Source organism: Chryseobacterium daecheongense, assembly GCA_027920525.1.
Taxonomy (GTDB): Bacteria; Bacteroidota; Bacteroidia; order Flavobacteriales; family Weeksellaceae; genus Chryseobacterium; species Chryseobacterium proteolyticum.
In genome coordinates this window covers 2156899-2180722 of the sequence record CP115858.1, presented here as the reverse complement: position 1 = coordinate 2180722, position 23824 = coordinate 2156899, and the positions used below count along the sequence as shown (strand labels likewise).

General features: G+C 36.9%; 18 protein-coding genes. 8 read left to right on the top strand and 10 right to left on the bottom strand.

The window, feature by feature from the left end; all coding sequences use genetic code 11:
• Window positions 1-9: 9 nt before the first annotated feature.
• The 3 genes from PFY10_09630 to PFY10_09620 all read right to left on the bottom strand — a co-directional run bounded on the left by PFY10_09630 (window position 10) and on the right by PFY10_09620 (window position 5332).
• A complete protein-coding gene (locus PFY10_09630; protein WBV58707.1) occupies window positions 10-3180 on the bottom strand; it encodes an efflux RND transporter permease subunit in 3171 nt (1056 codons plus the stop codon).
• A 42-nt stretch (window positions 3181-3222) separates the two neighbouring features.
• Window positions 3223-4383: an efflux RND transporter periplasmic adaptor subunit gene (locus tag PFY10_09625; GenBank protein WBV58706.1), complete on the bottom strand. Its 1161-nt coding sequence runs from the start codon at window positions 4381-4383 to the stop codon at window positions 3223-3225.
• A 352-nt stretch (window positions 4384-4735) separates the two neighbouring features.
• Entirely contained in the window at window positions 4736-5332 is a 597-nt protein-coding gene (locus PFY10_09620) for a TetR/AcrR family transcriptional regulator (protein ID WBV58705.1), read from the bottom strand.
• A gap of 165 nt (window positions 5333-5497) precedes the next feature.
• Here PFY10_09620 and PFY10_09615 point away from each other — a divergent pair, with 165 nt between their 5' ends.
• Window positions 5498-6052: a thioredoxin family protein gene (locus tag PFY10_09615; protein WBV58704.1), complete on the top strand. Its 555-nt coding sequence runs from the start codon at window positions 5498-5500 to the stop codon at window positions 6050-6052.
• Window positions 6053-6181: 129 nt separating this feature from the next.
• Here PFY10_09615 and PFY10_09610 read toward each other — a convergent pair whose 3' ends face one another.
• Window positions 6182-7081, bottom strand: a complete 900-nt coding sequence (locus tag PFY10_09610) for an AraC family transcriptional regulator (protein ID WBV58703.1) — start codon at window positions 7079-7081, stop codon at window positions 6182-6184.
• A gap of 123 nt (window positions 7082-7204) precedes the next feature.
• On the opposite strand from PFY10_09610, the gene PFY10_09605 reads away from it, so the two are divergent.
• From PFY10_09605 to PFY10_09595, 3 genes are read left to right on the top strand one after another with little or no spacing between them, the layout of a single operon-like run.
• Window positions 7205-8434, top strand: coding sequence for an MFS transporter (locus PFY10_09605; GenBank protein WBV58702.1), 1230 nt, complete (start codon window positions 7205-7207; stop codon window positions 8432-8434).
• Window position 8435: 1 nt separating this feature from the next.
• Window positions 8436-9914, top strand: a complete 1479-nt coding sequence (locus tag PFY10_09600) for a trehalase family glycosidase (protein WBV58701.1) — start codon at window positions 8436-8438, stop codon at window positions 9912-9914.
• Between the two features lie 17 nt (window positions 9915-9931).
• Window positions 9932-12376, top strand: a complete 2445-nt coding sequence (locus PFY10_09595) for a TonB-dependent receptor (protein ID WBV58700.1) — start codon at window positions 9932-9934, stop codon at window positions 12374-12376.
• Window positions 12377-12472: 96 nt separating this feature from the next.
• Here the strand turns inward: PFY10_09595 and PFY10_09590 are convergent, their stop codons facing one another.
• Entirely contained in the window at window positions 12473-13111 is a 639-nt protein-coding gene (locus PFY10_09590) for an MBL fold metallo-hydrolase (protein ID WBV58699.1), read from the bottom strand.
• 72 nt (window positions 13112-13183) lie between these two features.
• Here PFY10_09590 and PFY10_09585 point away from each other — a divergent pair, with 72 nt between their 5' ends.
• Window positions 13184-14395 carry a DUF5103 domain-containing protein gene (locus tag PFY10_09585; protein WBV58698.1) on the top strand — a complete coding sequence of 404 codons (1212 nt, stop codon included), beginning with the start codon at window positions 13184-13186 and terminating at the stop codon, window positions 14393-14395.
• A gap of 376 nt (window positions 14396-14771) precedes the next feature.
• The gene (locus PFY10_09580) at window positions 14772-16751 is read left to right on the top strand and encodes a M4 family metallopeptidase (protein ID WBV58697.1); all 1980 of its coding nucleotides are present in this window, start codon (window positions 14772-14774) and stop codon (window positions 16749-16751) included.
• 73 nt (window positions 16752-16824) lie between these two features.
• Here PFY10_09580 and hemH read toward each other — a convergent pair whose 3' ends face one another.
• Genes hemH through PFY10_09565 form a run of 3 tightly spaced genes read right to left on the bottom strand, consistent with a single transcriptional unit; the run spans window position 16825 to window position 19282 of the window.
• Window positions 16825-17859 carry a ferrochelatase gene (hemH, locus tag PFY10_09575; GenBank protein WBV58696.1) on the bottom strand — a complete coding sequence of 345 codons (1035 nt, stop codon included), beginning with the start codon at window positions 17857-17859 and terminating at the stop codon, window positions 16825-16827.
• A 10-nt stretch (window positions 17860-17869) separates the two neighbouring features.
• Window positions 17870-18400, bottom strand: coding sequence for an NAD(P)H-dependent oxidoreductase (locus tag PFY10_09570; protein WBV58695.1), 531 nt, complete (start codon window positions 18398-18400; stop codon window positions 17870-17872).
• Between the two features lie 3 nt (window positions 18401-18403).
• Window positions 18404-19282 carry a NifU family protein gene (locus PFY10_09565; GenBank protein WBV58694.1) on the bottom strand — a complete coding sequence of 293 codons (879 nt, stop codon included), beginning with the start codon at window positions 19280-19282 and terminating at the stop codon, window positions 18404-18406.
• A 152-nt stretch (window positions 19283-19434) separates the two neighbouring features.
• On the opposite strand from PFY10_09565, the gene PFY10_09560 reads away from it, so the two are divergent.
• Window positions 19435-19950, top strand: coding sequence for a gamma carbonic anhydrase family protein (locus PFY10_09560; protein WBV58693.1), 516 nt, complete (start codon window positions 19435-19437; stop codon window positions 19948-19950).
• 94 nt (window positions 19951-20044) lie between these two features.
• Here PFY10_09560 and PFY10_09555 read toward each other — a convergent pair whose 3' ends face one another.
• Window positions 20045-20413 (bottom strand): hypothetical protein, encoded by a 369-nt coding sequence (locus PFY10_09555; protein WBV58692.1) that lies wholly within the window; start codon window positions 20411-20413, stop codon window positions 20045-20047.
• Window positions 20414-20574: 161 nt separating this feature from the next.
• On the opposite strand from PFY10_09555, the gene PFY10_09550 reads away from it, so the two are divergent.
• Window positions 20575-22701 carry a helix-turn-helix domain-containing protein gene (locus tag PFY10_09550; protein ID WBV58691.1) on the top strand — a complete coding sequence of 709 codons (2127 nt, stop codon included), beginning with the start codon at window positions 20575-20577 and terminating at the stop codon, window positions 22699-22701.
• Window positions 22702-22733: 32 nt separating this feature from the next.
• Here the strand turns inward: PFY10_09550 and PFY10_09545 are convergent, their stop codons facing one another.
• On the bottom strand, window positions 22734-23582 hold the full coding sequence (locus tag PFY10_09545; protein ID WBV58690.1) for a M12 family metallopeptidase: 849 nt from the start codon (window positions 23580-23582) through the stop codon (window positions 22734-22736).
• Window positions 23583-23824 lie beyond the last annotated feature (242 nt).

Here is a 23824-nt window from a genome sequence, read left to right as displayed (position 1 = left end):
AAGTGGACCTTAATGACCTGGCGCTAAAGCCTGATTTTGTTTTTGAAGTCTGCGTTTTTTTCTGCTAGGCATTTTTTCATGCAGATATTGGAAAATCACATACATCACAGGGATAATGAAGATCCCGAAAATTACTCCGGTTAGCATTCCCCCCACAGTACTGATACCGATAGAGTGGTTACCCTTTGCGGAAGCTCCCTGTGTCCAAACCAATGGAAGCATACCAATGATAAAGGCAAATGAGGTCATTAAGATAGGTCTTAAACGTAATCTTGAAGCCTGAAGAGCCGACTCGATCAATGTTTTTCCCGCTTTTCTCCTCTGAACAGCAAATTCTACAATAAGAATCGCATTTTTCGCCAGTAATCCCACGAGCATGATCAGTCCCACCTGTACATAAATATTATTATCTATTCCCGCTAACCCTGTGAAGGCAAACACTCCGAATATCCCCGTCGGAACGGTAAGGATAATCGCAAAAGGAAGAATATAGCTTTCATACTGTGCAGCCAATAGGAAGTAAACAAATAAAATACTCAACATGAAGATGAAAGCAGTTTGTCCGCTGGTTTTGATCTCTTCACGGGTAATACCTGTCCATTCATATCCATATCCACGCGGAAGAGACTGTTTAGCGACTTCTTCCACAGCTTTAATCGCGTCACCGGTACTGTATCCTGGTTTTGGAGTTCCGTTAATGGTTACCGCATTGAACAAGTTATTTCTTGTTACGGTTTCCGGCCCGAAAGTCCTTTTCAAGGTTACTAATGTTTTGGTAGGAACCATTTCTCCCTGTTTGTTTTTAACATAAATTCCCTCTAAAGAATTGATGTCTGTACGATAAGGAATATCAGCCTGTGCCATTACTCTGTAGTACTTACCGAATCTGTTGAAATCCGAAACGAAGCTACTACCGAAATAAATCTGCATGGTCTGCATCAGATCCGTAACAGATACACCCAGCTGGTTTGCTTTATCCGCATCCACTTCTATAGTGTATTGTGGATTTCCTGCAGCATAAGTGGTGAAGGCAAATGCAATTTCTTTACGTTTCATCAGCTCACCAATGAACGCCTGGGTATTAGCTCCCAACTGTTCAAAAGATCCGTTGGTTTTATCCTGTAACATAAACTCAAATCCACTTACGTTACCGAAACCTTGAATTGTAGGGAAGTTAAAGAAGAATGCGCTGGCATCTTTTACCTGGCTCACTTTTCCCGTTAACCCGGCAGCAATCTGATCCGGATCTTTTACATCACCTCTTTTGTCAATATCTTTTAATTTGATAAATCCGGCAGAGTAAGGAGAAGCATTTGCATTACTGATAAAGTTTACTCCATCCGCTACCCATAAGTGGTTGGTTGCTTTTTCTCCGTTTACGATTTTATCAATTTGTTTTGTTGCACGTTGGGTTCTGTCCAATGAACTTCCCGGAGGAGTGTTTACCGCATATAAAACAAAACCTTGGTCTTCTGTTGGAATAAATCCTGACGGTGCCTTTTTAATTAAGATAACACTTGCTGCAATTAATACGGCTAATCCACCTACAGCTACCCATTTATTTTTAATTAAAAATTTAAGGCTATAGATATATTTTTGAGTCATGTTATTGAAGCTGGTATTGAATGCATTGAAGAATTTTGCACCAAATCCTTTTTTCTCATGACCATGCTCTCCATCCTGTGGATCTTTTAAGAAAAGAGCACATAAAGCAGGACTTAATGTTAATGCATTTACAGCTGAAATAAGGATCGCAATTACCAAGGTGAAAGCGAACTGTCTGTAGAAGACCCCAGCAGGTCCCTGCATGAAACCAACAGGAATAAATACAGCACACATTACTAAAGTAATGGAAATGATCGCTCCAGAAATTTCACTCATCGAGTTTACCGTTGCGTTTTCCACAGGCATTCCTGTATGTTCCATCTTGGAATGGACTGCTTCTACCACCACAATGGCATCATCCACCACAATACCAATCGCAAGAATTAAGGCAAACAGAGTAAGCATGTTAATACTGAATCCGAATAACTGCAGGAAGAAGAAGGTACCAATAATAGCTACCGGAACCGCAATCGCCGGGATTAACGTAGATCTGAAATCCTGAAGGAAGATATAAACTACGATAAATACAAGGATAAACGCAATCACTAATGTTTCCACCACCTGATCAATAGAAGCATCCAGGAAGTCTTTGGAATTATACATAATAATTGGATTGACTCCTTTCGGCAGTGTAGTTTTAAGCTCGTCTACCTGCTTTTCAATTTCAGTAAGAATCTCATTCGCGTTAGAACCTGCAGTCTGCAAAATTGCGAAACCTGCTACAGGTTTTCCGTCCACCCTGTTGGTTGCTGTATATGTATAAGAGCCGAATTCTACTCTTGCAACATCTTTTAATCTCAGGAAGGAGCCATCATCATTTGCCTTAATAGCTATGTTTTCATAATCCGCATTCTTGTTCAGTTTTCCTTTATATTTAAGGATATATTCGTAAGTTTCCTTACTTCCCTGGCCAAGACGCCCCGGAGCAGCTTCAAGGTTGTGATCTTTAATAGCTGTCATTACCTCTTGCGGAGATAAATTATTAGCTGCCAGACGATCCGGTTTCAGCCATATACGCATGGAATAATCCTGTGTACCGAATACCTGTGCCTGTGCAACTCCCGGAATACGTTGTATCTGTGGAATTACATTGATCTTAAGGTAGTTTTGTAAAAACAGTTCGTCATATTGTTTCGGATCATCACTGGATAATCCCATAAACATGATCATACTGTTCTGTACTTTCTGAGTTGATATTCCGGCCTGAACCACTTCCTGAGGAAGCTGGCTCATTGCCTTTGATACCCTGTTCTGAACGTTTACCGCAGCATTGTCAGGATCTGAGCCCTGTTTGAAATAAACGCTCAAAGTCATCGATCCGTCGTTACTTGAATTGGAAGTCATGTAGGTCATATTTTCAACCCCGTTCACCGCTTCCTCAATAGGGACAGCGACAGAACGTGCTACCACTTCCGCATTGGCACCCGGATAAAAGGCCGTTACCTGAACGGTAGGAGGCGCGATATCCGGAAATAATGTAATCGGAAGATTGAAAACCGACAGTATTCCCAGTAATAGTAATATTATGGAGATGACCGTAGAGAGCACTGGTCTTTCTATAAATTGTTTTAACATAAGAAGTTTATTTTTTTAAGTCTTCTGTAATGGTACAGGTGTTTACAAAGGTTTTGATTTGAACAAGCTGTCAGAAGATACTGCTTTCGGTTGTATCGTAGCACCATCTTTTAAGCTTCCAAGACCTTGATATACAATCTTGTCACCTACAGAAATTCCGTCGGAAATGAAGTAATAGCTTTCTGTTTTTCCAGAAATAGTGATTGGTTTGCTCGTTACTTTTTTGTCTTTTCCAACGACATATACATATGTTTTATCCTGAATCTCAAATGTAGATTCCTGTGGAATAACCACAATATTGGTAAGAAGCTGAGGCATACGCACTCTTCCGGTATTTCCCGTTCTTAGTGCCCCCTGAGGGTTTGGGAATACCGCACGTACACTGATTGCTCCCGTACTTTTATCGAACTGGCCGTCTACAATGCTCATTTTTCCTTTTTCAGAATAGATGGTGTTGTCAGCGATTACCAATTCTACCATCGGCATATTTTTCAGTTTTTCCTCCAGAGACGCACCCGGGTATTTCTTTTGAAAAGCGATAAAATCAAGTTCACTTAGAGAAAAATACGCATATATTTCGCTGATGTCGGATAATAAAGTTAAAGGGTTTGGATCTGTTCTTGAAATTAAACTTCCTTTTTTATAAGGAATTCTTCCAATATAACCACTTACCGGTGCTGTGATTGTTGTAAATCCTACATTGATTCTCGCATTTCCTACCGATGCCTGAGCCTGTGATGCGGCTGCAACAGCGGCTGCATAATTTGCTTTTGCTGTTTTAAGCTGTACATCAGATACCACTTTCGCAGCTACTAACGGCTGAAGGCGGTCTACTTCTACTTTGGCTTTCTGAATATTAGCATTAGCAGCCTGTAAATTGGCCTGTGCCATATTCATTTGTTCACCATAAGCTCTTGAATCGATTTTGAACAGGGGCTGGCCTGCTCTTACGAAGGCTCCTTCTTCTACATATATTTTATCCAGGTAACCATCCACCTGTGATCTGATTTCCACATTGTTTTTTCCTTCCAATGCAGTCGGGAATTCCTGATATGTTGTAGCTGGAGAAGTAATTACAGTATAAACCGGTAATTCTGGTGCAGGAGGGGCCTGATTCGAATTTTCTGCGGCCTTACTGCAGTTCTGTAAAAGGATAATACTTGTTATAAGTAATAAGATCCTCATTGTTCCAGGTATTTTCATTAAAATTTAATTTGTTTTGTTAAGCGTTTGAAAATTTAATAATGTTGTTTTTTTTAATAATTCGTGTTATTTTTTCTAACGGTGTTAATGATAAGTTTAAAAAAAATTACAGAATTATTAATACTAGAATTAGATCGTCATTTCCATAATCATAAAGTTTTTAATGTTGTTTTTAAGTATATAAAGGTGAGGTGTATCGCGTTAATTTTACTAACAGTGTTAATGTTCAGGGTTGAATTTATGATTGTATTATCGTTAAATCCTTTGAAGTTATTAATGCTAATTTTGTTTAAAAATCCAATTTAATTGTGCTATTTTTCCTAACGGTGTTAAGGTTTGGTTCAAAAAAAATTTACAAAGACTTAATAAAAGCTGCCACTGTTTCATCCAGGGTAGTTTTGTTCATTGTGGCAGGAATATCAGAATTACGCATCATCATAATTGATATTAAACCATGTACCGCAGAAAACAAAGCATGTGACATATGGCATGCATTATCCGGATTAGATCCGTTTTTCTTAATAATATTGTATGTACAGTCGTAGATCATATCCTGGAAAGAAGAAAATTCTTCCTTCATTTGCCCTTTACCACTGCATTGCATTCCCAATCCAAACATTAACTGGTAATATTCTTTATTTTTAAAAGCAAATTTCCAATATGTATCTACAATGGCAGTAAGCTGCTCTTCAGGACTGTCATATTTTTTCTGAGCTTTTACCAATTCTTTGTGTAAAAGTTTAAACCCATTTAAAGAAATCTCAAATAAAATAGCTTCTTTATTTTCAAAGTAATCATAAACAACCGGAGCACTGTATTCAATCGCGTCAGCTATTTTCCTAATGGAAAGTGAAGCCCAGCCCTCTGTTTTTGCCAAAGTGAATGCCTCCTGCAAAATGTTTGCACGGATAGACTCCTTTTCTCTTTGACGGCGTTCATGTAATCCCATGATATTTTTTTACTAACAGCGTTAGCAAAACTACGAATATTAACTTGTAACTTCCAAATAATATTGAATAATATTTTTATTTTAACATTTAACTGAACTTTATAAAAACCTGAATTGCCCAATCATAAAAGAAATTTTATCTTTGTAGGCAAAGAAATAAAGGATATGAATACTCCCTCAAATATGTTGGCATTAGGAACAAGAGCTCCGTTTTTTGAACTTCCTAATCCGTCAAAAAGTAATGAAATTCAGTCATTGGATGATCTGAAAGGAGAAAAAGGAACGTTGGTGATCTTTATGTGCAACCATTGTCCGTTTGTTTTGCATGTAATCGATAAGATTAATGAGCTGTATGAAGACTATCAAGAAAAGGGGATTGAGTTTATAGCTATAAATGCAAACGACATTGAAAAGTATCCCGCAGATTCTCCTGAAAAAATGATCGAGTTCCAGATTGAAAGAAAATTTGATTTTCCTTATTTATATGATGAAAGTCAAAGTATTGCTAAGGCTTATGATGCAGCATGTACTCCGGATTTTTATTTCTTTGATGATAAACTGGATCTTGTTTACAGAGGTCAGATGGATGATTCAAGACCTGGAAATCACAAAGATGTTACAGGTGAAGACCTGATCATTGCTTTTGAAAACCTTCTGTTGGGAGAACCACAGGAAGAGATTCAAAGACCAAGCATGGGATGTAACATCAAATGGAAATAATTATTGAATTGAAATAGGGATTGAAATTCAAACCTGAATTTTATATTTTCTTTTCAACATATTATAATGATAAGATAGTAAAGCTGTTCCTTTTTGGAATGGCTTTTTTATTTGTGTAAGTATAAATATCTAAAAAGATTTCTGAACTACTTTTAGAGGTGGGTCCACGCTCTCAATCTTCTCATGTGAAGAATTCCTGATAAACTCTGAAGGTGTTTGCTCGGTGTATTTTTTGAACATCCTGTTAAAATAAGTTACATTGTTGAAACCACAGCTGTAACAGCATTCCGAAATGCTTTTATCCTGAACCATCAGCAGGCAGGCTTTGTTAATACGGTAACGGTTGACAAACTCTGTAAAAGTAATTTGTGTAGCTTTTTTGAAGAAATTGCAAAATGCCGGAAGCGTAAGATTGGCAAGCTTTGCGACGTCTTCTATATTGATGTCCTTATCGTAGTGATGTTCCACATAGGTGAATATATTTTCAAGCCTGGCCTTATTTTTTGAAATGATTGTGTAAGGCATAATCTCTTTATTGAGCAGATTATAATCCTTACGGGTAGAAAGATCAAAAAGAATATCAAGCAAAAGCAGATATCTTTTATAGCCTTCAGTTTCCAGCATTTTTTTCAGCTTAGGCAGTAATGCATTTTTTGTAGCCGGGCTGAAATGAATTCCATATTTGGAAAGCTCCAGTAAGTTTTTAACAGAGCGTGCTTCTATTTCCTGTTCAGGGAATTGTAATATCTCTTCACGGAACTGAAGGACTATTTCCTCATGTGGATCAATGGAATTCAGACCAAATCCGGAATGGGGAATATTCGAACCTATCAGTACCAGATCTCCATTTGAATAATTGCTTTTGTGATAGCCTACGTGCCGGGTTCCACTCCCGGAAATTACGCACACCAATTCAATTTCGGGATGGTAGTGATATTCCCATTTAAATTCAGAAATGGGGGAGTTATTATGTAATGTGCGAAAGGAGCTTTTCTCATTAGGTAAAACTCTTTCAAAGCTAACTTTCATTAGATTAATGATATTTATGGTATAAAAATAATAATTATATTAATATAGTTCAAATATATATTTACTATGTTAAATTAACGTTAAGGCAAATGCTTCTATCTTAGCCAACAAGAAATTAATTTAATGCGAAATTTCAACATAAAGGCTATTCTGTTTTTAAACTATTTTGTTTTTGCCATTCTTCTGAACTCAGTAGGAACGGTGATCCTGCAGATCCAGCAGAATTTCGGGATTTCAAAATCCTCAGCGAGTGTTTTGGAGGGTTTTAAAGATCTACCTATTGCTATCTGCTCCTTTATTCTTGCTTCATTCTTACCCAAAATCGGAATTAAAAATTCCATGCTGATTGCTCTTTTTCTGGTTAGTGGGATGTGCTTTATCATGCCTTTTTCAAATGCATTCTGGTTTTTCAAATTGTTATTTGCCATTGTAGGAGTTTCCTTTGCATTGATTAAAATTTCAGTTTTTACATCCATCGGGCTTGTGACCAATACTGATAAAGAACATTCCAGTTTTATGGGTTTTCTAGAAGGCTTTTTCATGATCGGTGTATTAGCGGGAAATGTACTTTTTAGTTTATTTATTGATGATCATAATCCAAGATCCACACATTGGCTTAATGTATATTGGGTCCTGGGTGCATTGTCTGCTCTGTCGTTTTTGTTTTTATTCTTCTCAAGGTTAAATGAGAAGGAAGCCAGAAGTGAAACGACAGATTTACTAGGAGATATTAAGAATAGCATAAGCTTATTCAGTTACAAAAAAGTATTGTTTTTTCTTGTGTGTGCTTTTCTGTTTGTCTTAGTGGAGCAGAGTTTTCAAACCTGGACACCCACTTTTTATAAGGAGATCCTGAGATTACCCACTTCGATGAGTATACAGGCAGGGGCTGTTTTAGCCGGAGCATTTGCATTGGGAAGGTTTTTATCGGGTTTCTTTTCCAAGAAATTCAGCTGGATTTATGTTGTGTCATTTTGTGTGATAGGTTTTGCCGTAAGCTTACTATTTGTTTTACCCCTAACCCATAACATTGAAATCAGTACAGGTACAACATGGTTCAATGCCCCGGTTGTAGTCTATCTGTTTCCCCTTATGGGAGGTCTGTTGGCTCCGATCTACCCGAGTATCAATTCTGTTATTTTAGCATCCATACCTAAATATTTACATAGTGCAATGTCCGGGCTTATTGTTGTTTTTTCCGCAATTGGAGGAACGATAGGTTCGATCATCACCGGTTTTGTATTTCAGGAATTCAGCGGGCAGCGTGCTTTTTATCTTTCATTGATACCACTCTCACTGTTGATCATATCAGCTGTTATTATGAATAAATTAAAAATAAACCCTAAAAAATAGAATGAATACACAACTTTATATCAGGGATATTCAGGCACTTTTTGATGATGTCCAAAGATCAAGGATCTTTGAAGATCAAAAGATGATGACAGATGCAGTACCTTTATTTCCTGTCGCAGAAATCAACGAGAAGTATGAAAAGGAAAGAGTTGCACCAGATTTTGATCTTAAAGCTTTTGTACTTTCCAACTTTGATTTTTTGGGTGCCACAGTATCTATCCAACGGGAGGATCATTTGCCGATTGATCAGCATATAGAAAAACTATGGGATGAGCTTACCAGGACAGCTTATGAAGAAAGAGGAACACTTTTAAAGCTTCCAAAACCTTATATCGTTCCGGGAGGGCGGTTCAATGAGTTTTTTTATTGGGATAGTTATTTTATTATGCTTGGATTGCAGGTTTCTGGAAGGGTTGAAATGATGAAAAATATCGTTGAGAACTGTTCTTATTTAATTCGAAATATAGGATTTGTTCCTAATGCGAGCAGGACCCATTTCTTAAGCCGTTCGCAGCCCCCTTACTTTTCATTGATGCTTGATCTGCTTGCAGAGAGTACAGGGGATGAAAATGTTTATATCGAATATTATGATACCCTTGAAAAAGAATATGAATTCTGGATGGATGGAGAAGAAGGTTTAAACAATGATACCCAAAGCAAAAGGGTGTTGAAAACCTACAATGGTGATATCCTGAACAGATATTATGATGCTGAAAATACACCCCGTCCCGAGAGTTACCTGATCGATATTGAAGATCATGAAAATGCTCCGGGAGAAGAGTTCTACAGAAACATCAGAAGTGGCTGTGAGTCCGGATGGGATTTTTCCAGCAGATGGTTTTCAGACGGGGAAACCATACAAAGTATAGAAACCCTGAACATCTCGCAGATAGATGTTAATTGCCTTTTGTGGCATCTTGAAAAAACTTTGGCGAAAGCTTCAGGTCTTAAACATTTTAAAGAAAAAGAAAAATATTTCAGTGAAAGGGCAGCAAAAAGGAGACAGGTAATTGATACATATTTCTGGGATCAGGATGCCCGGACTTACAAAGATTATCATATTAAGAAACACAAAAATACAGTGTCCGAACATATTGCTGCTCTTTATCCATTATTTTTAGGTCTGGCCAGCGATGAACAGGCAAAGGCGGTTTCCGAAATTATCGCTGAAAAATTTCTTTACAAAGGCGGTCTCGTTACGACAACAAAACGTTCCGGCCAACAATGGGATCTACCGAATGCCTGGGCACCTTACCAATGGCTTGGGTTTGTTTCGATGAAAAATTATGGATTTACACAATTAGCTAATGATATAAAAAACAACTGGTGCTCTAATGTCGAGAGAGTTTATGCGAATACAGGTAAACTTATGGAAAAATACAATGCATTAGACAATGAAGCGATAGCCGGAGGAGGAGAGTACCCTAATCAGGATGGATTTGGTTGGACAAACGGAGTCTATTTAAAATTAAAACAATAATTAAATTCTATATGGGCATGAAAAAAAAATCAATCTTTTTACTCGCAGGAGTCGCTACGCTATATTTTAATAATGCGTATGCACAGGAAACGGTTAAGGATTCTACCAGAACAGGATCTATTGATCAGGTAGTTATCACGGGTAATGCAAACCCGAAAAAGAAAATAGAATCAAGTACGGCAATTTCTACGTTCAGTGCAAAAGAAATCCAAAAACAAAATCCTATCAGTGCAGCGGCATTGCTGCAGCGTGTTCCGGGTTTTGCTGTTGAAACTTCTGGTGGGGAAGTGGGAAATAACCTTTTCGCAAGAGGAATTCCTTCTGCCGGAGCATACGAATTTGTTCAGGTACAGGAAGATGGATTACCGGTTTTTGAAGATGGAGCTTTGCAGTTTGCCAATGCTGACAACTTCTTCCGGGTTGACAATTCTGTAAACCGACTGGAAGCATTAAGAGGAGGTTCGGGATCAATTTATGCTAACAATTCTCCCGGTGGGCTAATCAACTTTATTACAAGAGAAGGAACCAATGATTTCCGGGGAAGTGCTAAACTGGAAACAAGTACTTATGGATTAATGCGTACTGATGTAAACGTAGGTGGCGCTTTGGTACAGGATAAATTGTTCTTTAATATCGGAGGGTTTTACAGAACGGACAGCGGAATCAGGAAAACAGGGTTTAAGGCCAATGACGGGGGACAGATCAGGATGAACTTAAAATATGTATTTGATAAAGGTTACGCAAAAGTATATTATAAGAAACTTGATGACAGAAATACCTTTTTCTTACCGATTCCATTAGTACAGAATGGAAATGACCTGAAAGAATTTCCTGGCTTCGATGCTAATTACGGGACATACAGTTACCGATCCATCAGCCAGCTGAATATTCCACAGCCCGGAGGAGGTTTCTTCAGAAGAAATCTGGAAGACGGAATTCATCCGAAAGTAGATGTCGTAGGCGCTGAATTCAAATATGATCTTGGAAACAATTTTACCGTTTTGAACAAGACAAGATATACGAATATCAATATGAATTATACCGGTATATTTCCTGCGGGAGCACCTCAACAGGCAGGTGCTTTTGCCAACAGCAACGGAATTGCGGGAAATAATTATCAATATTCTCTGGTAAGCAACGGGGCTCTTGTAAATCCGCAGTATGTGCAGAAGCTAGGATTCTGGGCGATTGATAAGCAGATGAATAATTTTGTCAATGATTTACAGTTCAATTATAAATTTGATAAAGGAAATGTAACGGCCGGATTTTATAAATCAAACTGGAAGTCTCATCAATACTGGAACTGGAGCAATATTTTGACCACAGCCACAGACAGGCCTCAGCTTCTTAATCTGGTAGATACCTCATTGAGCCCTACTGATGTAGGATATTCTAAAACTTATAACGGTGTTACAGATATGTCTTTTCTTGTGAGGGATTCTCAAATCCAGGGAAGTTTGAATGATGTTTACTTAAATCTGGATTATAATATTACAGATAATTTAAGCTTTAACGGAGGAATTCGTTACAGCCGTGATTATTATAAAGGATATGGAGTAAATACAACAACAGCAAATCTGAATAATTCTGGATTAACGACAGATGGAACTCATAGTTTTGCTACTACGACAGCCGATGACAATATGTCTGTACTGGGAAATAAATACAAATACTGGAATTACGATGTTAACAGAGTATCTTTTACAGTAGCTTCCAACTATAAGATCAATAAAGAAAATGCGGTTTATGCCCGCTTCTCAAATGGGTTTAGATCTCCTAATGAAGAATCATATTATAACAATATGGCAGACCTGAGCCAGATCAAACCGGTACAAACCAATCAATTGGAAATTGGATATAAGTATTACACCCGTACATTCGACATTGGAGTTATCCCGTTTTATTCAACTCTGAAAAACCTTTCTTTTACAGATGTATATTCTGACGGAACTTCAGAAAATAAATTTGCAAATACAACAAACATTGGAGTTGAGCTTGAAGGATTTGCCAGATTATTCAATAACCTTTTGGAATTATCATTCAATGGAACTTTCCAAAACCCGAAATACAAGGATTTCACAGGAAGAAATGCCGACGGATCAACATTTGATTACGATGGTAATCAGGTAAGAAGGATTCCCAAATTCTATTTTAATATTTCCCCTGCCGTTAATATTACGAAGCAGTGGAGAGCATATGTGAGCTATAATTATTATGGAAAGCGTTTCCAGGATGAGGCGAACAGTGATAAAAATATTTTGCCTTCATTCAGTGAGGTAGGGGCAGGAACCTCCTATCAGTTAGGTAATATCCGTTTTGCAGTTGACGGAACCAATATTTTCAATACCATAGGTATTACTGAAGGAGATCCAAGATCTCCGCTTACAGGAACCGGAGATATAAGAATGGCAAGACCGATCATGGGTGCTGCAGTGAGAGCATCCGTAACATTTGATTTCTAGATCTATCTCTCATATATGTAAAAACCGTCAGAACAGTCTGACGGTTTTTTTATTGAGTGTTATGACTAAAATCTATGAATAAAGATATTGCTAATATTATTTCAAAAAGGGATTATATTGTTTTTCAAAACCAATGGTCGTTGGATTTCCGTGACCTGAAAAAACCTGGGTCTCTTCATCTAATACAAAAAGTTTGGTTTTAATTCCGGTGATCAGCTGTTCGTAATTTCCTTTATACAGATCTGTTCTTCCAATACTTCCTTCAAACAAAACATCTCCGGAAATCATGAATTTCTGTTTTTCGTTGTGGAAAACAATGCTTCCGGGAGAATGCCCGGGAACATGATAGATTTTGAATTTTTCACCATCAAAGTCCAGTTCGTCGCCATCATTGATATATTGAACCTCTACTTTTATAGGGTCAATATTAATTCCAAACCTCATTCCGCTCATCTGAAGCATATCCAGAATTTCCTGATCCTGCTGATGCATATGTACGGGAAGGTTAAACGTGTCATATGCCCACTGCAAACCAAAAACATGGTCAATATGGGCATGGGTGAGAAGTATTTTTTGAATTTTTAAGTCGTTATCCTTAATGAAATTACTGATAAGGCTGGTTTCCTGCTCATTCATGTTTCCCGGATCAATTAACCAGGCATTTTTATGTTCATTATATAAGATGTAGGTGTTTTCGCTTGCAAAGTTGAATACAAAGGCTTGGATCTTCAGCATATTCTGATTGTTTTTTTATCCAAAAATACGATATTCCTAAGAAAGTGGTGATTTTTCGTTATCTTCGTCATAATGAAAACATTGCGACTACTTTTACTTTCTTTAGGGGGATGGGTGTTCGGACAGAACATCCAGAGCATTCAGCTTTTTAATCCCCAAACCAATGATGAAACTCCTGTGATCAACTTTAATCAGACATTGGTTCTTAGTTTTGATGATCTTACAAATGCCAGTGAGATCTACAGATATACCATAAAACACTATGACCGCAACTGGAATGATGATAATCTTTTCTTTACGGAAATTGCTAATGGAAGTCTTAATGGCTTATTGGATAAATTTGAATATTCATTCAATACGCTTCAGGCTTATACCCACTATAAACTCGTGTTTCCTAATGATAAAATACAACCGAAGATCTCCGGAAATTTTGAACTGATTGTGTACAAAGATTCTGCGGATAAACCTCTTTTTAAAAGAAGATTTTATTTGGTTGAAGACAATGTTTCCCTGGCCTTAAATGTATCGAGGATCACTGATAAAAACCCGAACATCAATCAAAGGGTAGAGGTGCAGGCGTTAGCAAAAGGAAATGATCTGTCGTCAAATGTAAATTCAATGACATTGAATGTCATGCAGAATAACAATCCCAATGTGGCTGTTAATAATCTGAAGCCGAGCTCCACTCTTGGGAATAAATTACTTTTCCAACAAATGAGCCTCACGTTCCCCGGAAATAATGAGTTTTATTATTTTGATAATAAAAACATGAATATGGCTGCTGATATGGTTCGAGCTACGGAAGTAAAAGACGGAGTTAATCAAACATACCTACATCCGGTGTGGGCTTTTCCTTTGAATTACCAATACCAGCCTGATGTAAACGGAGCTTATTACTTCAGGAGAAATGACCTGGGGCTTGAAAGAAATGCAGAAAGGGAAGCGGATTATTCATGGGTATATTTCTCTTTGGACTCAGATCCTGTAGACAAGGAAATTTATGTATTGGGAGGTTTCAATAATTTTATGCCTAGCAAACTGAATCAAATGCAATATGATGTTGCGGCTAAGAAATATGTGGCGAAGATCTTTCTTAAGCAGGGCTTCTACAACTACATTCTCGCAACAAAAGAGAGTAATGGAACCTTAAATTTTGGTGAAATCAACGGAAACTTCTGGCAAACAGAGAATCTATATCAGGCATTTCTATATTATGCTCCTTTTGGAAGAAATTATGATGGTCTGATGGGATATGGAGAGTTCAGAACCCCAATCGGAAAATAATTTATATTAAAAATTTAATCAATAGCATATAATATCTCTACGGTTAAAAAATTGGCCATCTCATTTGAGATGGCTATTTTTTTTTAAAAAACCATTTGTAGATAAGGATTTTTAAGAAATTTCACTAATATTTTACCAAACAATTAATATGCATAGCATATCGAAAAAATATTTCACTTGTGCATGATTTTTAACTTAATTTATTAATAAAAAAGAAGTTATGATTTGAAATAATAATTAATTAATTTTTTTTTATTGAAAAAACACATTGTATTTTATTTATGGATTTACCATATAAATTGATTTTTTTTCAATGGTTTATTTTTTTTATTGTAAAAAGTCTATAAATTCGCTAGACCATTTAATAAATATTTTTATGAAAACAAAATTTATCTTAGTGGCAAGTATTGCCGCTTGCTCTTTCGTATTTGGGCAGGACAAACCGTCAAAACTGATTTCTGGTAAAAACGGGTTACACGCAGAGTTTTTAAGATTTGATAAAAATGGGCCTTCTTTTCAGGGAAGTCCGGTTTTGTTTGATGAAGCTTCTCAAAGGTATATCCCAGCTGAAGCCAAAAAACTCAGCACAGAAAAGGACAGGTTGGGATTTGAAACCCATAGATTCCAACAAACTGTTAATAACATTCCTGTAGAATATGGAACAATAGCTGTTCAGACCAAGGGTGGAAAAATTGTAGGAGAATCTGGAAAATGGATTCTTAAAGTTCCTGAGAAGATTGAAAAAAGTACGAATATTTCCGAGGATATAGCATTGCAAAATGCATTATCATTTGTGGGAGCGGATTCGTACAAATGGCAGAATAAGGAGGAAGAGGATTTTATTAAAAAAGAATCCAATGATCCTAACGCAAGCTTTGCCCCAAAGGCAGAGTTGGTTTATTACTCAGATCCTACTGATGAAAAGCTTCGTGATTTGAAATTAGCCTATAAGTTTGATATTTATGCGGAAAAGCCATTGAGCAGACAGTATGTTTTTGTAGACGCTAAGAACGGGAAGATCCTGGGAACTGATGCAATAATTCATGATGTGAACGCTCCGGGAACTGCTACTACAGGGTATAGCGGAAACCGAAGTATTGTTGCAGATTCGTATAATGGAAGTTACAGATTGAGAGAAACCGGAAGAAATGCAGGGAGTGGTGCAGGGACTGCTGTAGAAACGTATAATTTAAAGAAAGGAACTAATTATTCTGCTGCTGTAGATTTTACGGATACTGATAACAATTGGAATAATGTAAATGCCAATAAAGATCAGTATGCTACTGATGCCCACTGGGGAGCAGAAGCAACTTTAGACTACTTGTACACAAAATTTAACAGAAAAAGTATTGACAACAATAATTTTGCTATAAAATCTTATGTTCACTATTCTACCAATTATACAAATGCATTTTGGGACGGATCCAGAATGACATATGGTGATGGCGCATCTAATACCACTGGCGGATTGCCACTAACTGCTCTGGATGTTTGTGGGCACGAAATTACCCATGGAATGACTTCTAAAACTGCAAACCTTGCCTACCAAAGGGAGTCAGGTGCGTTAAATGAAGGTTTCTCAGATGTATTTGGAAATTCAATAGAATTATGGGCGAGACCTTCACAGGCAAGCTGGAAATTAGGAGAAGATTTTAATTATGTCATTAGAGATATGTCTAATCCTAATGCTTACCGTCAGCCTGATACGTATAAAGGAACGTATTGGAAAGATGCGAGCAGCTCTTGTACTCCTCAGGGAAATCCTAATTTACCTGGATATAACGACTATTGTGGAGTACATACCAATTCAGGAGTTCTTAACTTTTGGTATTACTTGTTAGTAACCGGTGGTTCAGGAACTAATGATAATGGTTTTGCATATAATGTTTCGGGAATAGGATTGGATAAAGCCGGAGCTATCGCTTACAGAACATTGACCTCTTACCTTACTTCTTCATCTACTTATGCCAATGCAAGAACTTCTTCATTACAAGCTGCAGCAGATCTTTATGGTACAGGTAGTAATGAAGTTACTCAGGTAACCAATGCCTGGAATGCCGTAGGAGTTGGTGGTGGTACTTCCTCTGTAGGACGTGCTGTTGCTGAGCCAAATACTTCGCTATACACCATTAGTCCAAATCCGGCGACTGATAAATTTACAGTAATATTTGAAGGTAAAGCAGGAAAAGGAGTTGTTGAGGTAGTAAGCTTAACAGGTAAGAAAGAAATTTCTGAAAAAGTAGAGCTTACAGACGGGGTTAATAAACTTGGTTTACAGATTCCATCTACAATGCTTCCTGGAGTATATGTTGTAGTGGTTAATGGCCAGAAAGCTGGGAATTTAATCAAAAAATAATCTTAATATATTTAATTACAGAAAGGACATAAGAATTTCTTATGTCCTTTCTTTTATTGTATTGATCTGAATTTTATACGAAATAGAATTCATTCAGTTTTTCTTCACATAGCGTTTTTACCACTTCAATCCATCGATCTTCATCATTTAAACACGGTATATAATGGAAGTTTTCTCCACCGCCATGTAAAAACTGTTCTTTGCCTTCTACTGAAATTTCTTCCAGGGTTTCAAGACAATCTGAAACGAATGCCGGGCAAACAATAGCCAGATTTTTGACTCCTTTTTTAGGGATTGTTTCTAACGTTTCATCAGTATAAGGTTCTATCCACTTATCCTTTCCCAGTCTGGACTGAAATGAAACAATGGTTTTTTCTTTGGGTAATCCCATTTTTGCAATAACAGTTTCAGTGGTCTTATAGCACTGATGTCTGTAGCAACGGGCATTATGGGCTTCTATTGTACTGTTAATGCAGTTGGAATCATCGATCTTACACGTGTGGGAAGGGTCTGTTTTATAGATATGTCTTTCCGGAACTCCATGATATGAAAACTGCAAGGCATCGAAATTTTCAGGAAGTTTTTCCTTGATACTTTCTGCTAAACAGTTGATATAAATATCTCTATCGTAAAAAGGCTGGATATAATTGATCTTTACAGTAGGGAAAGTTTTCTTTCTTACTTCTTCTGCCTTTTCAATCACCGTTTCCGTCGTACTCATAGCATATTGAGGATACAATGGGAAAAGAACAATTTCGGAAACTCCCTGATCAACCAGTTTTTGAATTCCGGCTTCGATACTCGGCTGTGCATATCGCATTCCGATTTCCACAGGTACGTCAACCAACTTCTGTAACTTCTTCTGAATCTTCTCAGTGATCACTATCAATGGTGAACCCTCATCTGTCCATACGGTTTTGTAAGCTTCAGCAGATTTGGCCGGTCTTGTATTGAGTATAATACCACGCACAAGGAGAGCTCTGAAAATCCAGCGATAATCTATAACCCTTTCGTCCATTAAAAACTCGTCAAGATATTCCTTTACATCGTTTACAGCTGTAGATTTGGGAGAACCAAGATTTACAAGTAAAATTCCTTTTTTAGCCAATTTTTTTATTTTAATTATGAAAAATAGAGTTTTCGAAACTGATCATCAATTTTGATATCATCGCAAAGGTATTATTTTCAATGTTACCATTTTCATCAAATTTACCTTTGATCCCTTTTATAAGGAGTTGATGATCACTCTCCGTTGCAGCACCGAGTGTTCTTAAAATCAGTAAAAGTTCTTCATGTGCTTTTTCTCCCTGAGCCGAAGCTGTAATAACAGCCACAGGTTTTTCAGAAAAGATCGTAGTGGATACACACCATTCCAGAAGGTTTTTTAATCTGCTTGGAATACTGAAAATATATTCCGGTGTAGAAAATAATACACCTGCAGAACCTTTAATATCTTCTCTGATCTTTAAAATTTCTACAGGTGTATTATGATCCGTTTGTTGCGTGTCAAAATGAGGAAAAATGGAAAGATCGTCGTAAATCTCGAAATCAATGCTGCTCGTTTTAATGGCTTGCTGTATAAGTTTCCAATTACTTGAGTTCTTTGTGGCACTACCAATGATTACTACGATTTTCTTTCCTCCAGACATCAATTATCCATTTACAGCTTCCACTCTTTCTACCAAATCAGGAACGAATTGTTTTAAAATATTTTCGATCCCGTTTTTTAGGGTAGCAGTAGAACTTGGACATCCTGAACATGCACCCTGTAACAGCATTTTCGCTGTTTTGTTGGCTTCGTCATATTCCATTAATGAAATTTTCCCGCCATCATTTTCCACTGCAGGTGCAACGTATTCATTTAATATATCAGAGATTTTCTGTTCATCATCCGTATAATCTCTGTTGATGATTTTTTCTACCGGATTCTCGTGCTTCTGAGGTTCAAGGTTTGAAATCTCACCCCCGTTCTGAAGATATTCAGCAATAAGCCCGCGTACAGCCATCATAACCTGATGCCATTCTACAGAATCGTTTCTTGTTACTGCAACGAAATTATCAGAGATAAATACTTCTTTAGCAAAATCAAATTCCTTAAAGATAGCCTGAGCTAAAGGAACTCCATCAGCTTCAGTTCTTGATTTAACCTCTACAAAACCATCCAGTAATAATTTGCTGGAAACAAATTTCATCACATTAGGATTAGGAGTCATCTCTGCATAGATCTGATACATTTCCTTTTTCTTCTGAAGGTAAACCCTTGGGTTAGCAAGCAATTCATCTTCAATTACATTTTTCAGACTTTCAGCAACATGCTCCCACTCTACAGTATCTTGTTTTGCAACAGCTACAAAATTAGCCGTAATGAAAATTCTCTCTACAAAAGGGTAGTTGAAAAGTTCCTGGGCAATAGGAATTTCTGAAATATCTGAACTTCTGTCCAATTCAAGAGACCCGGGAATCAAATTGTAATCAGCAACAAATTTCATCACTTTTGGGTTTTCTGTTGGCTCTATAAGTATCTTACGCATTTTTTCGTTAAATTTGAGATACAAAAATACGCAATTAGAAATTAGGAGGGAGAAGGAAGAAGTTAGATTTTTGCTATCACTGTAATTTAAAAATAGAGATTGCTTCACCTGATTTCAGAAGTTACTCATTTTCAAAATATCAAATTAACAATATGGCACTTATAAAAGAACTTTTGGGCAAAGCACCACAAATAGGGGAAAATACTTTTCTGGCAGAAACGGCAACTATCATTGGAGATGTTACTATGGGAAAAGAATGCAGTGTATGGTATAATGCAGTAATACGGGGAGATGTTAACTACATAAAAATGGGGGATAAGGTAAATGTCCAGGATAACGTCATGCTACACTGTACATATGAAAAATATCCATTGGTTATAGGAAATAACGTTTCTATAGGGCATAACGCCATTGTGCACGGATGTACGGTTCAGGATAACGTTCTGATCGGAATGGGAGCAATTGTGATGGATGACTGCCTTGTGGAAGAAAATTCAATAATTGGTGCAGGATCGGTTGTTACTCAGGGAACGCATATTAAATCCGGAGAAGTATGGGGAGGCGTACCAGCCAGGAAAATAAAAGATATTTCCTCCCAGTTGCTTGAAGGAGAGGTTAACAGGATTGCCGATAATTATGTGAAGTATTCCTCATGGTATAAGGAATAAGATTAAAAATATGATATAAAAAAATGCTCTGTCATCTGACAGAGCATTTTTTTATCCTTAGTAAAAACTCCTGTTCGTGTATAAAAATATTGTTTTATTGTCCTTCAAATATAAGCTCGGCTTTTCCATTCTTGCATTTTATGCCCTTGGGTTCCGCAATTACAGAACAATCCGAAGTAATACCATATTTGGTATTAAACTCTGCTTCTTTCTTATTATAACCTTCTATTAAAGGTAAAATCTGCTCTTCTGAAACCTTAGGATAAGCAATGTAAAATTTAGGACCACCACAAGCTTTTGCTCCCATCGGTGCTATTTTCCAGTCATCAGGATTACTGCATTTTTCCTTGGCAATTTCTGATTCTACTACTGCTTTTGCTTTTTCCAATTGAACTTCATCATATTTCTTGCTGTTTTCATCAGCGGGTCTTTCTGAAATATCTTTAGGTAAATTATCTGTCATATTTTTTGTGCCACAAGAAGCCAAAGCCATTGTTATACATAGTGATATCACAGAAATCTTCGAGGGTACTTTTCCCATATTAGTTTTTATCTTTAAAAAACGAACTCAAAAGTTATGCCACAAGAAGGATTTCAAATTCATTTTCCGTAATTTTGAAGACGATGAACAATCATTTTTTTGACATAATAGAGCACACCAACAGAAGTGTTTTCCTCACCGGAAAAGCAGGAACAGGTAAAACAACTTTTCTGAATGATTTTGTAAAAAGGACCAAGAAGAAGCACATTGTGATAGCACCTACAGGGATTGCTGCCATTAATGCAGGTGGAGTTACCATTCATTCCATGTTTGGGCTGCCATTACGAACATTTTTACCTACCACAGAAAGAATCGATGGAAGTTTAGCAAATAATATTGCTGATCTGATGCCTCATTTTAAGTACCGTAAGGATAAACTCAAGCTTTTAAGGGAAATAGAAATTATCATCATCGATGAGGTCTCGATGCTCAGAGCTGATGTCCTGGACATGATGGACTTTTCTCTAAGATTTGTCAGAAGAAACAATCAAAGATTCGGAGGGGTTCAGATGCTGTTCATTGGAGACTTGTATCAGCTTCCGCCGGTGGTAAGAGATGAACATATTCTGAAGATGTATTATCAGTCTCCGTTCTTTTTCGATAGCCTTGCAATCAAGGAAATTCCTTTGATTACTATTGAATTGACAAAAGTCTACCGTCAGTCCGATCAGGAATTTCTGGAAATCCTGAATGCTATCCGGGATGGCGATATCGCCAATATTGATTTTGAACATCTTAATGAGAGGTATGACCCCGATTTCGAAACGGGACAGGATTCATATGTCTATCTGTGTTCTCACAATAAAATGGCAGATGAGATCAATCAGAAAAAACTCGCAGAAATAAAAGTTGATCCCAGCACTTATGAAGCGAAACTCTTTGGGGAATTTAAAGAAAACCAGTTTCCGAATGATCAGTTTCTGGAGCTGAAGATAGGAGCTCAGATTATGTTTATCAGAAATGATGTTTCTCCCGAAAAGAAATATTTTAATGGAAAGCTGGGGGAAATTGTGGGACTTGATGAAAATGAGATTCGTGTAGCTTTAGAAGGAAGTGAAAGAGAAATCGTCGTCAAAAGAGAAGTATGGGAACAGAAGAAATATTTCCTGGATACTGATAAAAATATTAAAGAAGAGGTTTTAGGAAGCTTTGAGCAATTTCCTATAAAACTGGCATGGGCAGTTACCATCCACAAAAGCCAGGGATTAACCTTTGATAAGGTAATTATTGATGCCGGGAAAAGTTTTACGGCAGGGCAGGTGTATGTTGCATTATCACGATGCAGGACGTTGGAGGGGATTGTTTTAAAATCAAAAATTACTCCTGAAGTCATATTTAAAGATACGAGGATACTTCAATTCCAGGGCGACACTTTTGCTAATGATCATGTAGAAGATATTTTAAACAGAGAAAAATACGATTACAGTATTAAAAAAGTGCTTCGTACAATTGATAGTTTATGGTTTCTGAAAGAAGTTGAAGAATGGAATAAGCTGTCTGTCGCTACAAAAAATATTGATCATGTAAAAACCAACCAGCTCTATCTTCAGCTAAAGCATGAAATCGTTCAGCTTGGAAAGATTTTTGGAAAACTGGAAAGGGTATTAACTCAAAAAATAGAGCTTCTTCTTGATAAGAAAGAGGAATGGTCTGAAATTGAAAATAAGGCAAAAGGGGCTGTTAATTTCTTTTTTACCGAGATACGTGACAAGGTTTTTAATCCTTTGAAAGATTTTTATGCTGAAATAAAAGGAGCAAAAGGACTTAAGCAATATAATGAAGAATTTAAAGACTGGCTGGAAGATATTGAAGAATACCTGAATAGCCTGAAAGATATTCATTTGCTGGATACTAAACTTCTGGATGAGAAAAACAACCAGGAGGTCAGCCTGAAAATTGCCAAAGTTCCATCTCAGGTGCTTACCTTTCAACTATTTGAGCAAGGAAAAACAATTGGTGAAATCTCACTGGAAAGAGGGCTTGTAAAAGAAACCGTTATCGGGCACCTGGCGAAATTTGCAGAACAGGGTTTACTGGATATCTCCAGAGTCATTACTTCAGATAAGATTAAAGCTTTTGAAAAAGAATTTTACCAGAAACCGCACGAGACATTGACGGAATGGAAGAATGCTTTGCCGAATGATTTTGAATTTAATGAAATAAGAATTCTTATCAACCACTATAATTACAAAAAGGAAAAGAATTCCTAAGAATTCTTTTCCTGTCTATAGCATATTGAAAATTAAGGATACATTGCATTGATCGTATTGATGTCTCCTGTCGTAAAGCCTGTCCTGTTGTAGGTGAAATTGGTATTATCCGCTTTTTTAATGGTAGGTAATCCATTTTTAGAATACGAGGTTGGCCAGTACATCATCACTGAATTAATATTGAAAGGCCCGATATCTGTTCCTGAATTATAAATATTGAAATTGTAAGCTTGTCCGCTTTGGATATTATCCCATTGGATGCTTACATATTGATCCCGGTCTTTACGGCAGTGCTCATGATAAAGCCCTACAGTATGTCCCATTTCATGGATCACTGACGCCGTAGAAATATTCTGATCCAATGAGATGTTTTGTTTACCTCCCTGGTATCCGATATGAGCCCACCCGTCATATCCGGAAGAGCTTCCGAAAATAAATTCTACATAATTGGATTGATTGGTACGGGGAATCCATTGGGTATTGGTTTTTGTATTATACTCATTGACTGCAGAAGTAATCTTATTTGCATTAATAGACCCCATATTGCTGGCTACGGTATAATAAATTTTGCCATTCGGCCACCTTGACAAAGTTGCTCCACCTTTATTTGCAGAATTATCTTCCGCTAATTGTTTATCGGACAACACGATGTCTCCCTGGAAAAAATTCATTCCATTCTTTCTCTCGTAGGTAATAACCTGTCCTCCTAATTTGCCCTGTTTAATGTTAGCTGAATTGAAAGCATCAGTTTGTGCTTCCGTCATCATTTCTTCATTGTTTTTACTGCATGATGTAAGAATCAAGGCAACAATCAGGCTGATCGATAGATTTCTTTTGGTTAACATTCTGCTTAAGAATGTTTTTTCAAATCGTTTTTTCATAATAATATTTTTTGTGGTATTAAACTATGATCCAATATGATAGGATCATATACAAATTTAATATTTTATTTCTCTTATATATGATTTATTTATATGGATGCAATATAAATTTTACTTATTGTTGATTTTTTTGATGCTACAGGCTTTTAAAAAGGGGATTTGGAAAAGTATTTTTCGATCTCATTTCTAGAAAATCCATAAGAGGTACGGATAAGGATTTTTTAATAGTTTTTGCCTGAAAT